Annotated in this window: 9 protein-coding genes and 1 pseudogene; 8 read left to right on the forward strand and 2 right to left on the reverse strand. The window is 65.2% G+C overall.

Translation table 11 applies throughout. The features are described from left to right. The 5 genes from D476_RS0107835 to D476_RS32455 all read left to right on the forward strand — a co-directional run. Nucleotides 1-1,070: molybdopterin-dependent oxidoreductase (locus D476_RS0107835; protein ID WP_017623397.1), on the forward strand; the 1,070-nt coding region annotated here is incomplete at its 5' end. An 89-nt stretch (nt 1,071-1,159) separates the two neighbouring features. Further along, nucleotides 1,160-1,822, forward strand: a complete 663-nt coding sequence (locus D476_RS0107840; RefSeq protein WP_017623398.1) for a fasciclin domain-containing protein — start codon at nt 1,160-1,162, stop codon at nt 1,820-1,822. Nucleotides 1,823-1,910: 88 nt separating this feature from the next. Further along, on the forward strand, nt 1,911-2,513 hold the full coding sequence (sigK, locus tag D476_RS0107845) for an ECF RNA polymerase sigma factor SigK (RefSeq protein WP_017623399.1): 603 nt from the start codon (nt 1,911-1,913) through the stop codon (nt 2,511-2,513). After that, nucleotides 2,513-3,247 (forward strand): anti-sigma factor, encoded by a 735-nt coding sequence (locus D476_RS0107850; RefSeq protein ID WP_017623400.1) that lies wholly within the window; start codon nt 2,513-2,515, stop codon nt 3,245-3,247. The genes sigK and D476_RS0107850 overlap by 1 nt, the downstream gene beginning before the upstream one ends. Nucleotides 3,248-3,718: 471 nt before the next feature. After that, nucleotides 3,719-4,405, forward strand: a complete 687-nt coding sequence (locus D476_RS32455) for a site-specific integrase (RefSeq protein WP_017623401.1) — start codon at nt 3,719-3,721, stop codon at nt 4,403-4,405. 484 nt (nt 4,406-4,889) lie between these two features. Here D476_RS32455 and D476_RS0107860 read toward each other — a convergent pair whose 3' ends face one another. Together D476_RS0107860 and D476_RS32460 are read right to left on the reverse strand one after the other, a co-directional pair. Beyond that, nucleotides 4,890-7,046 carry an AIPR family protein gene (locus D476_RS0107860; protein ID WP_051061647.1) on the reverse strand — a complete coding sequence of 719 codons (2,157 nt, stop codon included), beginning with the start codon at nt 7,044-7,046 and terminating at the stop codon, nt 4,890-4,892. Nucleotides 7,047-7,160: 114 nt separating this feature from the next. Continuing rightward, nucleotides 7,161-7,928: pseudogene (locus D476_RS32460) on the reverse strand (IS3 family transposase); the annotation flags it as partial. 255 nt (nt 7,929-8,183) lie between these two features. On the opposite strand from D476_RS32460, the gene D476_RS0107870 reads away from it, so the two are divergent. The 3 genes from D476_RS0107870 to D476_RS0107880 are packed head-to-tail and all read left to right on the forward strand — an operon-like array spanning nt 8,184 to nt 14,024. Then, nucleotides 8,184-9,758, forward strand: coding sequence for a class I SAM-dependent DNA methyltransferase (locus D476_RS0107870; protein ID WP_017623404.1), 1,575 nt, complete (start codon nt 8,184-8,186; stop codon nt 9,756-9,758). Next, entirely contained in the window at nt 9,751-10,947 is a 1,197-nt protein-coding gene (locus D476_RS0107875) for a restriction endonuclease subunit S (protein ID WP_083939447.1), read from the forward strand. The genes D476_RS0107870 and D476_RS0107875 overlap by 8 nt, the downstream gene beginning before the upstream one ends. Then, nucleotides 10,947-14,024, forward strand: a complete 3,078-nt coding sequence (locus D476_RS0107880) for a type I restriction endonuclease subunit R (protein WP_017623406.1) — start codon at nt 10,947-10,949, stop codon at nt 14,022-14,024. The genes D476_RS0107875 and D476_RS0107880 overlap by 1 nt, the downstream gene beginning before the upstream one ends. The last annotated feature ends 53 nt before the right edge of the window (nt 14,025-14,077 follow it).

The following is a 14,077-nucleotide window of genomic DNA, read 5'->3' on the forward strand; positions in this document are numbered from 1 at the left end:
GCGTGTCCTCCCGTCGGCGTTTCCTGCTCACCGGGGCCGGTGTGCTGGTGTTCGCGGGTGCGGCCGGCGGCATCGGGCGCTACCTGGCCTCGGGGGCGGGCATCGCCGAGAAGCGGGCCGTCCTCCGGCTGCCCCCTGCGGCCGATCCGCTGCCGCCCCTTCCCGCCGGTTCCGACCTGGGCATCCGCGGCCTGCCGCCCTTCACCACCCCCAACCCGGTCTTCTACCGCATCGACACCGCCCTGTCGGTGCCCCGGGTCGACCCCGACCGGTGGCGGCTGCGCATCCACGGCATGGTCGACCGGCCCCTCGAACTCGACTACGACGCCCTGCTGCGGCGCCGCCTGGTCGAGTCCGACACCACCCTGACCTGTGTGTCCAACCAGGTCGGCGGCGACCTGGTCGGCAACACCCGCTGGCTGGGCGTGCGCTTGGACGACCTGCTGCGCGAGGCCGGTGTGCACAGCGGGGCCGACCAGATCCTGAGCACCTCCCAGGACGGGTGGACCTGCGGCACCCCGACCGAGGCGGTCCTGGACGGGCGCGACGCCCTCCTGGCCATCGCCATGGACGGCGAACCGCTCCCCTTCGCGCACGGCTTCCCGGTGCGCGTGGTCGTGCCCGGCCTCTACGGGTTCGTCAGTGCCACCAAGTGGGTCACCGACATCCGCCTCACCCGCTTCTCCGACGCCCGCGCCTACTGGGCGCGGCGCGGCTGGGCCGTCAGGGCGCCGATCAAGACCATGTCCCGGATCGACGTTCCCGGGCCGCTGGCCGAGGTCGACGCAGGCCCCACCACCGTGGCCGGAACGGCCTGGGCCCAGCGCCGCGGGATCGAGGCGGTGGAGGTGCGCGCCGACGGCGGCCCCTGGCGGGAGGCCGACCTCGCCGAGGCGCCGGGGATCGACACCTGGGTCCAGTGGAGCACGGAGTTCGACCTGGAGCCCGGGCGGCACACCTTCGAGGTCCGGGCCACCGACAACTCCGGATACACGCAGACCGAAGAACGTGCCGAGCCCGTTCCCGACGGGGCGACGGGCTGGCATTCGGTGCAGATCACCACGGTGTGAGCACGGCGCGCCGCGCCCCTCGCGACCCGGTCCGCACCCCCTGCGAGAGCACAACGGAACCACCGAGAAAGAGCAGAGGAAAGAAGAGGATGACGATGAGCACCACCGACTACATCCGCAAGTTCGGGACCGCCTCGGCCGCCGCCGTGCTCGCCTTCGGGCTCGCCGCCTGCGGCGACATGTCCGGCGGCGGTGAGGAGGAGGCCGGCGGCAGCGGAGGCGAGACCGGTTCGGCCGAGGAGCGGGCCGGGAACGGTGAGACCGAGGCGGCGATGGACGAGCCGTTCGGCCCTGCCTGTGCCGACGTCCCCGACGACGGGGCCGGCAGCTTCGACGGCATGGCCGAGGACCCCGTCGCCACGGCGGCGTCCAACAACCCGGCCCTGTCGACGCTGGTCGAGGCCGTCACCCAGGCCGACCTGGGCGACACGCTGAACGGCGCCGAGGACATCACCGTCTTCGCGCCGGCCGACGCGGCCTTCGAGGAGATCCCGGAGGAGGACCTGAACGCCCTGCTGGAGGACAAGGACCAGCTCACCGACGTGCTGACCTACCACGTCGTCGAGGGCAAGCACGCGCCCGCGGACCTGGAGGAGGGCTCCTTCACCTCGCTGCAGGGCGGGAAGGTGGAGACCTCCGGCTCCGGAGAGGAGTACACGGTCAACGGCGACGCGAACGTGGTCTGCGGGAACGTGCAGACCTCCAACGCCACGGTCTACATCATCGACGGTGTGCTGATGCCCCAGGGCTAGACGCCACAGGTCGAGGCTTCAGGCGCCCGGGCGGGTCGGCGGTGGACAGGGCCCGCCCGGGTTCGGCCCTGGGACGGGAACGAGGACGATGAACGAGGACTCCGCACGGCACCTGGCCGGTGTCCCCGAAGGCGGTGCGCAGCCCCAGGAGGACCTGGTCGGCCTCCTGCACCGTGTCGCCCGCGGCGACGAACGCGCCTACGAACAGGTCTACGACCGCATGAGCCCGCCGGTGTACGGGCTGGTCCGCCGCATCCTGCGCGACCCCGCCCAATCGGAGGAGGTCGCCCAGGAGGTCATGGTGGAGGTGTGGCGCTCGGCCTGCCGCTACGACGAGCACCGGGGCAGCCCGCAGGCGTGGACGATGACGCTCGCGCACCGCCGCGCCGTCGACCGGGTCCGCAGCGACCAGGCCGGGCGCGACCGCGAGGCACGCGCCGCGGCGGTCGGCGACGGATCCCCCTACGACGAGGTGGAGGAGGAGGCGACCGGCCGACTGGAGCGCGAACGCGTCCGCCGGTGTCTGGAGACACTGACCGAGCTGCAGCGCCAGGCCGTTCGCCTGGCCTACTACGGCGGCTACACCTACCGCGAGGTGGCCAAACTGTTGTCCTCGCCCCTCGGGACGGTCAAGACGAGGATGCGCGACGGCCTCATCCGCCTGCGCGACTGCCTGGGGGTGGAGTGGTGATGCCGCGACTTCGCCAGGACCTGCACACGCTCGCCGGTGCCTACGCCCTCAACGCCCTGCCCGAGGATGAGCTGCGCCGCTTCGAAGAGCACCTCGCGCGCTGCGAGTCCTGCGTGCAGGAAGTGCGCGGAATGGCCGAGACGGCGGCTCTGCTCGGGGAGGCCGCGTCCCGCACACCGCCGGAGCGGATGCGTGCCCGCGTGCTGGAGGAGGTCTCCCGCACGCGGCAGCTCGCCCCGGCCGAGACCCGCATGGCCTCACCGCGCTCCTGGTGGTCCCGCTGGGGCGGGGCATGGGCCCTCGCCGCGTGCCTGGCCGCGGTCCTGGCCCTGGGCGGGGCCGTGGTCTGGCAGCAGTCCCGCATCGGCGAGCTGGAGGAGAAGGAGCGGCAGATCGCCGCTGTGCTCTCCGCACCCGACGCGGAGGTGGCCGGGGCGGAGCCGGCCGAGGGGGTGGCGGTGACGGCGGTCTCCTCGCAGAGCCGCGGCGCCCTCGTCCTCAGCGTTCAGGGGCTGGAGCCGCTCGACGGGCAGGACTACCAGCTGTGGCTGGCCGACCCGGACGGTTCGGTGCGCTCGGCCGGACTGCTGGAGGTCGCCTCCGACGGCGAGGTCGATCCGCTCCTGGCGGGCGGCATCGGAGACGCCGAGGGCATCGCCGTCACCGTCGAACCCGAAGGGGGATCCGACCAGCCCACCAGCGAGCCGATGATGCAGATGCCGCTGGAGGGCTGACCCTCCCCGCATCTCTCCCCGGTCCGGGGGCGGCGCCTGGGGAAGCCGCCCCCGGACCTTCTCGTGCCCTGTTCCGCAGGGCGCCTTGAGAACGGACCAATCCGCCCCGCCGCCGTGCACCGAACCCCTGACGAGGCTCCGGAGACCCCGGACACCGACAGGACGGACAAGGGGAGCGACGACCCATGGCCCATTCGCCCGGACGGGAACCGGAGCGCCGGGCGGCCTCACAGTGGCGCTGGGTGTGTGCAGCGGCCGGCTCGACTGGACCGCGGCGGCCTGAGCCGGACTCTCGGCGCTGCTTCTGGCCTTGGGGCCCGCGTTCCGCACGCTGAAGTACCTGGGGTGTGCCTACCTTCTCTGCCTGGCCGCTTTGACACTGCGTAACGCGGTGCGCGGTACGCCCGGAGGCAAGGATAAGCAGGAGCCGACGCGGTCTCCAGGGGCGGCGCTGGCGGCTCCGAGGAGCGGGTGTACGGCCTGTTTCACCTGGTGACGATATGCGGGCTGCGCCGTGGCGAGGTTCTGGGCCTGCGGTGGCCCGACATCGACCTTGATCAGGGGGCGGTTCGGGTGGTGCGCCAGCTCCAGGCCCATCGGGGCCGGGGGTTGGTGGAGTCGGCGCCCAAGTGCGCGGCGAGCCGTCGCACTGTGATGGTGGACCACGCTACGGTGGGTGTCCTGCGCCGCCACCGGTGGCGCCAGCAGAAAGAGGCCGAGAGGCGCGGTCGTGAGTGGGATCGCGGTGGCTATGTCTTCACGGCGGTGGGCGGCGGCCCGCTGGCTCCAGAGCGGCTGTCGCGCCTGTTCCGGAGGTTGAACACCGCGAGTGGGTTGCCGCCGGTGCGGCTGCATGACCTGCGCCATGGCGCGGCGACGCTGGCGTTGGCGGTAGGGGTGGAGCTGAAGGTGGTGCAAGCGATGTTGGGGCACGCGAGCATCGTGCTGACCGCGGACACCTATTCCACCGTGCTTCCCCAGGTGGCACGTGAAGCGGCGGAGCGCACGGCATCGCTGGTGCTCAAGGACGCGGGGCGTGTCCGTCGGCCTGTGCGGGGACGCAGGGGCCGACGGGGGCCGGTGTCGGCCCCACCTCGGTCCCACCCTGGTCCCACCGGCAGGACAGCTCTCCCTGCTGGCGTGTATACAGGGCTCTGACCTGGGGTTTTGTTGCGCACCCGGCAGGATTCGAACCTGCGACCGTCGGATTAGAAGTTCCCCTCCGGACTCCGAACAGGCGGTTATATGTGCCTGGTACGCCCTGATATGCCTACATTGGGCGTGCCCTGATGGGGCCGATGCCTTGGAGTGCTCGTCCATTCTCTCCACCCACGCGCGAGGCACTCCGCTTCGAGAACCCCGACCAGAGGCACTCTCGCGGAGACGATCAGCCGTCGCACGTCCACAGAGCGAATGTGGAGCGACCACTTCCGGGGCCGCGCACGCTGCCAGGTCCGCGGCCGTCGGCTGTAAGCGCCCGTTCAAGCATCCACCCCTCCGGGACGGGAGCCCTCTTGCTCCCCCTCGGACTCGCGCCCGACCTCAGACCATCCGTCCGCAGACCGGCGGACGTACTTTCCCACAGACTCGGAGACACGCAAGGGCTGCCTTCTCGGCTTCCTCAGAAGCGGCCCAACGGCTTTCACTCCTCCTCTGCTTCGTCCTGGGCAGTCAGCCACTCCATGGCCATGTCGTACAGAGACTGCCTTCCTTCGACGATCCAACGTGCTGGCCCCTGGACCGCGCCAGGAGCCTCCTCCCAGCCCGCCAACTCCCAGATTCGGGAGACAAGTCCGCTTGCCGAGTAGGGGGAGCCGTCGTAAGCCCAGACCAGAGGCCTGGACCGGTCATTCGTCCAACTTGCTTGTTTCCTGCGTGGGTCGGCGTTCAGCCATTCACTTACCGCCTTCTCCTCCGGCGCGGTCAGTGGGAAATACTGAACGGGAGTACCCTCTGCCAGCAGCTGAGCGGTCACCAAAGTGGGTACTGCGTTCGGGCGGCGTGGACGACGTGGGCGCGGCGCTGAAGGCTGATAGTTTTCGGGAACTTCCGGGACAGGCTGACCGGCCTGTACTGCGGTCAGGACAAGATTGGCGAGTTCCTTACAGCGCTCCTCGTTGGTGAACGTGCTGGTGAGGAAGGACGTAGGCCCGTAGACCATGTCGATCTGATAAATTAGCCAGTCCACGACTGGTTTGACGAGGCCAGGTATACGGGTTAGTAGCGGCCCGACATCGAAGTGCGGGTCATCGACGTCCTCCATATCAGGGGCAAGGAGTCGAAAGATTAGGTGGCTGATGAACAGGTCGCCACGGAGCGTCGTGTCGGCCGCGCGCCCCCGCACGTGCTCGTGTAGCTGCTCCAGGGCCTTGCCGACCTCACGATGGATCAGAACGCAGCGCCAGATACGAAACGCACTCGGCGCTTCACCGAACAACCGAGCATAGTTCCCGAGTCGGCCACTCTCCCACAGCAAGTCCGTTGATCTCTTGGCCCGAACCGACAATTCCGATGTGCGGTGTGCACAAGCCAAAGCGACAGCAGCATGCACCACCGAACAGCCCGCCTCCGGAGCCGGATCGGCCTCACCGCGCTTGTAAACGTACTGCTTGCCAAGGGACAGGTCGAAGTCCTCACGGATGCGCGCCTGCGTGTCGTCCAAGGCGATGAAGTCCCGCAGTGAAACATCATTCTGAGTATTGGTGGTCTGCGTAATTCGTTTCGCGTAGATGGCTCGCTCCTCCCCCAAGTCCCCCAGAGCGATCACGCGAACGCTGACGTCTGCGTCTTCAACGGTTTCCGGATCCAGGCTCCATGCCTCGTGTATCGAAGTGACAGTCTGGGCGCCGTTGACAACGCTGACTTTACTCAAAATGAGTTCCACCGGTTCATCGGGACGACGGCGGCTAATCCAGTGCTCTTCGACCCGGTCACACAACACAGTGATGCCGTTGTTAAAATACCAGAAATTGTCGGGTTCATCGGCCAGCGTCTGCTGGATACCTGAGTTGATCGGGGTCCGGCCTAGAGAATTCCGAATGTTCTGCGAAAACAGGCGGTGTCCATAGCCGTCATACCACTTGGCCACATCGCCAGCCGCAACAGTACCCTGAAACGCAGTGAACGGTGTATCACGCTTGATCCATTTTTGCATCCGCACATTGACGTTCACCGGTACGGGAGACCGATCGTCCTTGAGCTGCTCCAGCAGCGCACCAGCGCCCAGTAGTTTATAGTCGAGCATCGGGCCGTGTCCGTGGTGGTCCTCAACAGAGCGGTCCAGGACGTCCCTAGCATGCTTGCTGAGCGGCTCGTCCCCGACAAGCGCGATCACGAGGTGGATCTTCAGGCGGGTATCCGCCAGCGCAGAGTCGAGCTGCGCAGTGAACGGCTGCATTTTTTCGTTGAATGAACTAAAATCACGCTGTTCCAGCAGGGTTAGTCCGTGAACTAAGGAGAGAGCCGCGCTCTGACTGAAACCAGCGTTCCCTTTGTCGCTCCACTTTCCCTGAACAAGCCACACCTGGGCTCCGTCAGTGACCGCAACTGCGTCAAGCCCACCGTCGTCGTAATCATCGATGACGGCCTTCGCGCAGTCCTCACGGTCCAACCCAGTCTCACGACGTAGCGCCGCCGCAGCCACTGCCCTGGACAGCCATGCGCGCTCTCGTTCACGACCCGTCTTCTGCTCAAGGCCGCTCTCATCGATGAGTCCCCCATAGCTCCACTTGAGCCCCTCTTCAATCTGATGCAACTCCTGACGCGTCGTCCTCAACTGTTTCCGCCCTGTATCGCTCATGCCTCTGCCGTCCTCGATCCCATCCCGTACAAGCGTAGCCCTGCGCCTCGCCTTCATCATGCGACGAATCCAGCTTTGGGCTGTGTCAAGTTGTTCAGACGGTCGTTTTGCTGGTCAGGCCGAGAGAGCGACCGCCTCCTGCCACAGGGCGAGCACAGCCGCCGGGGTGCGGTAGCCCAGCGTGGAGTGCAACCTCTGCCGGTTGGAGAACACCTCGATGTACCGCATCACCGCGAACCCGGCCTCGGCCAGGGTGGCGAACCGGTACCGGTGGAACATCTCGTTATTGAGCATCGAGAACCACGACTCCGCCACAGCGTCGTCGTGACACGACCCGCTCCGCCCGACCGAGAGCCTCACACCGCCCAGCTCCCCGGCAACGGCGGCGTAGCCGGCAGAGGTGTACTGCGACCCGCGGTCGGAGTGGAAGACGGCGCCGGGCCGCACGTGCCCGTGCGTATGCGCCATCCGCAACGCGTCACAGACCAGCCCGGTGCGCATGTGCTCGGCCATCGACCAGCCCACGACCATCCGCGAGTGCAGGTCGATCACCGTCGCCAGATACAGCCATCCCTGGCCGGTGCGCAGGTAGGTGATGTCACCGACCAGCCTCGTCGCGGGCTCGGCCGCGGTGAAGTCGCGCCGCAGCAGGTCGGGGCTCGTGTGGGCGTCCGGCGCGGGGACGGTGGTGCGCTTGTTCGAACGGGGCTGGACACCGAAGATCCCCAGCTCGCGCATGATGGAGCGCACCAGCCCCTGCGAGGCGTCCACGCCTTCGGCGTGCAGACAGGCCAGGATGCGCCGGAACCCGCTCGTGCCGTTGGATGCCTCGTGCAGCCGCCTGACGTGTTCGGCCAGCTCCCGGCGTCGTTGCTGCCGGGGTGCGGGGATGGGGCCCCCGACCGCACCTGCTCCGAAGCAGACTGCATGCGGAAGGGGGCGCCGGGCTCGGTCCAGAGACGCCCACAGCGAACCCGTCGCCCCAATACTGGCAGGGCTGATGGAGCCGGCGGCAGAGGAACGAGCATCCGTGCTTGCCTTGTGCACATACTGTCAGTCCTCGAAAGTAGGCTGACGAGCAGCAACAACACGGCCCGCGGGCCTCCACCCTCTGACAAGCAAGGACACCTCCGACTGATGGCAGTGACGCAGCAGGAGATCGAGAGCCGGTTGTGGGACGCCGCCGACGAGTTGCGCGTGGCGATGCCCGAGGCGCAGTACGCTTCAGTGATCTTCCCGTTGATGTTCTGGAAGTACCTGTCGGACACCTGGGAACATAACCACGAGGTGTTCCTCGCTGAGAACGAGGGCTTGGAAGGTCTGACAGACGACGAAGCCCGTGAGATCGAGTACCGCGACTACCAGTCTTTTGAGATCCCATTCATTAACCGCGGCACTGCTGAGGAGCGACGAGCGTCCTGGTCCTCCATACTCGCTACCATCACCCAGCCCGGCCTCGGCCAGCGGGTCCGATCCTCCCTTCAAGCTATCGAGACTGCAAATCCCGATAAGTTCTCTCGTCTGTTCGGGTCCATGGAATGGACTCGAACAGAAGTGTTGTCAGGAGAGGTGCTGGCAGCGGTTATGCAGGCGATGGACCGTACTCCGGAGATGCACGGGGACAATATGTCCCACGATGTGCTGGGCGGAGCGTATGAGTACTTGCTGAAGCGGTTCTCTGACGGGTCCGGTACCCGCGCAGGCCAGTTCTTTACTCCGCGTGAGGTTGTAGAGCTGCTCATTGAGCTCCTAGACCCAAAAAACTACGAGTCCGTGTACGATCCCACTTGTGGCTCTGGGGGAATGCTCATTGCGGCCGCGAACCTCCTGAAGGCTCGAGGGAAGCGGGGTTATTCCCTCAGACTGTACGGACAGGAAGCCGTGGCGGACACCGCAAGCGTCGCGCGCATGAACCTGTTCATGCATAACCTAACTGACTTCAGAATCGAGCTTGGGGACACCCTGAAGGATCCGCGCTTCAAAAAACCGGACGGATCCCTAGCACAGTTTGATGTGATCGTCGCTAACCCTCCATACAGTCTCAAGTGGAAGCCCTGGACTAACGATCCTCGTGCCCTTGGAGCTGTCGCCCCCCAGGCATCGGCGGACTGGGCTTTTGTCCAGCACATGATCGCCAGCATGAGCGCAAAGAAGGGGCGCGCAGGCGTCGTTCTCCCTCACGGGGTCCTCTTCCGCGGAGCGCAGGAACGTGCCATCCGCCAGCGTGTCGTGGAGGACGACCTGCTGGAGGCCGTCATCGGTCTTCCAGCGAACCTCTTCTATTCGACTACCATCCCGACCTGCATCCTCGTATTCCGTGCACCCGGAAGCAAGCCTGAGGAACGCCAGGGGGGCGTACTGTTCATCGACGCCTCCAAGCGGTTCATCAAGGGCAAGAACCGTAACGTTCTCGCTGACGCCGACATCGCTGATGTGGTGGCCGCTTATCACTCACACTTCGACGCTGACGGCAGCCCGGTGAACCCCGATGGTGGTGGCGGAATCGCTCTACGTTTCGTACCGACCACGGAGATCGTGGCGAACGAGTGCGACCTGAACATCGGCAGGTACATCAAGCATGTCGCAGCTGAGGGTGAAGATCTCGGTACACTCATCGACGCCTATAACATCGCCCGTGCCGAACGGCAGAAGTCTGAAGCCCGCATGCTTGCCGTTCTCGCTGACGCCGGGATCGAGGGCTTCGATGAGTGATTGGAAGCAAATCACCCTTGGTGACCTACTGACCCGAGTTCATCGCAAGGTGACTGTGAAGGATGGCGTCACCTATCCTGCTGCCAGTGTACAGATGTATGGGCGTGGCCTCGGCGAGAAGGAACCATTTGTTGGTGGTGTCTCGAAATACAAGACGCTGAACATGGTGCGAGAGAGCGACGTCGTGCTCCGCACGATTACAGCGTTCGAAGCCCCCGTAGGCGTTGCACGATCGGAGCACGACGGCACCCACGTCTCGGGTGTCTTCATTACCTATGAGGTGGACCAGAGAGCTCTCCCGGAGTTCCTGGGGCTGTACTTCCAGACGCCAGCGTTCTGGGTTGAGATGCAAAACCGTGCCTCTGGAACGGTTCTGCGTCGTAAGACCATCGCCGACGCTTCATTTCGTGCCATACCGTTCGCTTTGCCGCCGCTGTCGATGCAGGAGCGGATCGTTGAGGTGATTGGCGCTGTCGACGCTCAGATCACCGCACTCGACGCCGAATCAGAGGCGCTGGCAGCGGTTTTGCGTCGCCGACGAGCCGATCTCATTACTGACAAGCACCTTGAAGTCGTGAGGGCCGATCAGGCTTTTGATTTTTCCACTGGTGTTCGTCGGACACCTGAAAGGGCGGTCGGTCAATATATGACGCCTTACCTTCGTTCTGCGAATGTGGGGTACGGGACGCTTGATCTGACCGACGTGCTTGAGATGAACTACAGTCCAGCGGAGCAAAAGAAATACGGTCTGCAGTACGGTGACGTTGTGGTGTCCGAGGGCAGTGCGAGCGCGAATGCGGTCGGGATGCCCGCCATGTGGCGAGACGAGCTATCAGCGCCCGTTTGCACCCAGATGACCCTGCTCCGTCTCCGGGCGCTGGAAGGGGTCTGCATCCCTGAGTTCGTCTTCCACTGGAGTATGTGGGCCTACGAGTCCGGGGCTTTCCTTGATGTCGCGGGGGGAAGCAACATCAAGCACATCAGCGCGAAACGGGCGAAGAGTATGGCCGTGCACCTACCGTCTCTCGATCGTCAACGCGAGATGGCGCTGGAACTTGACGCGATGACGTCTGTAGTGGAGGCGACCCGCGCGGAGGCCGCCCGGCTCCGTGAAGTCCGGTCGGGTCTCCTGACAAGCCTGCTGGACCGCACCATTGACATCGAGTCCGTCGAACTGGAAGTCGTCTGATGGCTAAGGGCATCGCGGAACGCGAGTTTCAGAACCTGATGATCCAGTGGTCCGTCCCGATGGGGTGGGACTTCACTGCGGGCAGATCGCTGCCGCGTGAGACCACACAGACGGTGATCGCCAGTCAGCTGAGGGACGCCATTGTCCGCCTCAACCCCGGAGTGATCGACGGATTCGACGTGGACGCGGTGGTCGAGGAGATCACCGCGACGGTCAATGCCGTCGAGGGCGGCCTGGTACGGGCCAACGAGCAAGTGCTGCATCTGCTGCGGGGACGAGAAGAGTTCCGGGACACGGACGGCGTGTGGCACGCCTTGAAGATCATTGACGTCGAACACCCGTCCGCCAACACGCTGGTCGTCTCAGACGAAGTGACCATCACCGTCCCAGGCAAGCCTTCCCGCCGCTTCGACCTGGTGTACTGGGTAAACGGGCTGCCACTGGTTGTGGTCGAGCTGAAGTCCCCGACAACGAAGTCCGCGTGGATCGACGCAGCCCACGAGATCAACGACGTGTACGCCACCGAGTACCCGTGGTTCTTCACCCCCAATGTCTTCTCCGTCGCCTCCGACGGACTGAAACTGCGGTTCGGCGCTGCTGGTGCCCCGACGACTCTGTGGCAGCCGTTCCGGTCTACGGGCGATGACGAGACCCTGCTCGGGCAGACCGACGTGAAGCGGTCCGTCGAGCTGCTGCTGAACCCGGTCACGGTGCTGGAGGTGCTCGCCAGATTCGCCCTCTTCGACACGTCCGGTGGTGGGGCGGATATCAAGTACCTTCCGCGCTATCCGCAGATGGAGGCCGCGGACCTGATCCACCAACGCGTCCTGGAGGGAGGCTCGAAAGGTCTTATCTGGCACCACCAGGGGTCGGGGAAGACGTTGCTCATGGTGTTCGCTGCCTCCCTGCTGCTGGCCGACCCACGGATCGAGTCGCCCACGATCATCCTGCTGTCGGACCGCCTCGACCTCGTCCGCCAGACCTCCGGCGTGTACACCTCAGCGCTGGGCGAGAGCAACTTCAAGCAGCCCGCCACAAGCCGGGAACTACGTACCCTGCTGGCCAACGGGGTGCCCGGTGTCATCTCCACGACGGTCCACAAGTTCGCCGATGCGGGCAAGGAATTGTCCACCCGGGGCAGCATCATCGTTCTGGTCGACGAGGCCCACCGCACCCAGTCTAAAGACGAGGAATCCCTCGCCGGCCAGATGCGCGCAGCGTTGCCGAACGCAAAGTTCTTCGGCATGACCGGCACCCCCATCAGGAACCTCGCCACCGACACCTTCGCCCTCTTCGGCGAAGAAAGCGACCCGGGACGGGTCCTGCACCACTACTCGGTCTCCCGGTCCCTACAGGACGGGGCGACCGTCCCGGTCATGCTGGACCCCCACCCGGTCTCCTTCGAGATGAACGACCTGGAACTGCAAGCCGAGTTCGACCAGTTCGGCGACGACTTCGACCTCGACGACCCCGATCGGGACCTTCTGTCGCGCAAGTTCGGGCGCCTGACCTCGGTGTTCAACAACCCCGACCGCATCCATGCGGTGTGCCAGCACATCGTGGACCACTACCTGGCCGGCCCTTACCGCAACGGCCTCAAGGCCCAGGTTGTCGCCTACAACCGTGAGCTGGCCGTGGCCTACACCAACAAGATCAACGAACTCCTCGCCGGATTCGAAGCCACGCAGGCCCTGGCCGAAGTCGGCAAACACGAACGGATCACCGCCGAAGTCAACATCTCCGTCTCGAACCGCAAGGGCGAAGACCCCTCGCTGCAGAAGTACCGGCTGTCGGATACAGAGGAAGAAGACCAGAAGCGGCGGTTCCTCACCCCGGACGACCCGCTGTGCTTCCTGGTGGTGACCGCGAAGCTGATGACCGGGTTCGACGCCCCCAACGAGGGGGTCCTCTACCTGGACAAGCCGCTCAAGGCCCACACCCTGTTCCAGACCATCACCCGGCCGAACCGCCCCTGGGTGTCCCCGGACGGGTTCGTGAAGACCTCCGGGGTGGTCGTGGACTACATCGGTCTGGCAGAAGAGGTTCAGCGCGCCGTCGCCGACCCCGCCTCTAAGGAGCCCGGTAAGGGAGGCGGGTTCGTCAACGACGTGTCCGAACTGGTCGCGGAGTTCCGTAAGACCTTCGCGCGGATCGAGGACCTGTTGGCCGACGTGGACGGCCTGGACCTCGAAGTCCACAGCTACGAGTCGGTGCGCGCGATCAACATGTTCCTGGACGCCAACCCCGATGCCGCCGAGGACTTCGCTAAGGAGTACCGGCTCCTCGCACGCCTGTACCCCTACATCAACACCGATAAGCGCATCACCAAGTACCGCGGCGGCATCGGGCTGTTCGGTTCGGTCTACACAACGCTGTTCAAGAAGTCCACAGACGAAGAGCGGAAACAGCGACTCAACGAACTAGGGCCGATGGTCTTGGAAATCATCAACGCCCATGTCCACTCCTTCTCCGTGGTCGCCTCCCAAGAGGAGCCTCTAAGACTGGATGCCAAGGGCATCGCTCTTCTCAAGGAACTTATGTCCCTCGTTCGTCCCAAGCCGGGTAACGAGGATGGCAAGGACGAGAAGCCGCCGTCCGCTGCGGAGATCCTGGACAGGATCAAAGCCGCCCTGGACAACGGAGTCGAACCGGAGTCGGCCAAGTACACGGCCCTGGCTGAGCGGATCAGGAAGCTACGCGACCGGATCATCCAGAATGCCCAGGACGCCCTAGACTTCCTGGCCGAAGCACTGCGGATCGCTCGAACTATCGTGGACGCCGAGAAGCACCCCGACGAAGCCGTCGTCGTGGTCGACGACGACCACGTAGGTGTCCTGTCGCGGATCATCCATGAGCACGCACCGCCCGGCCTGACGGTGACGGAGAGGAACCTGGCCGAGGAAATCGACCAGGTGGTCACACGAACCCTCGCCCAGTCCTGGGACAACGCCGAGGCCCGCAATCGGGGTGTGCGCCGCGCGACGTCCGCGGTGTTCCGCAAATACATGCTCAAGCCTGTGGGGGAGCCATTCGACTCCACGGTCGCCTACATCGAAGCCCACTACCTCGTTGACTGAATGACATGCTGAGGTTCGGCATCGGACAATAAGCACCGAAGTTCGTCTTGCCA

Source organism: Nocardiopsis chromatogenes YIM 90109 (genome assembly GCF_000341185.1).
GTDB classification, from domain to species: Bacteria; Actinomycetota; Actinomycetes; order Streptosporangiales; family Streptosporangiaceae; genus Nocardiopsis_A; species Nocardiopsis_A chromatogenes.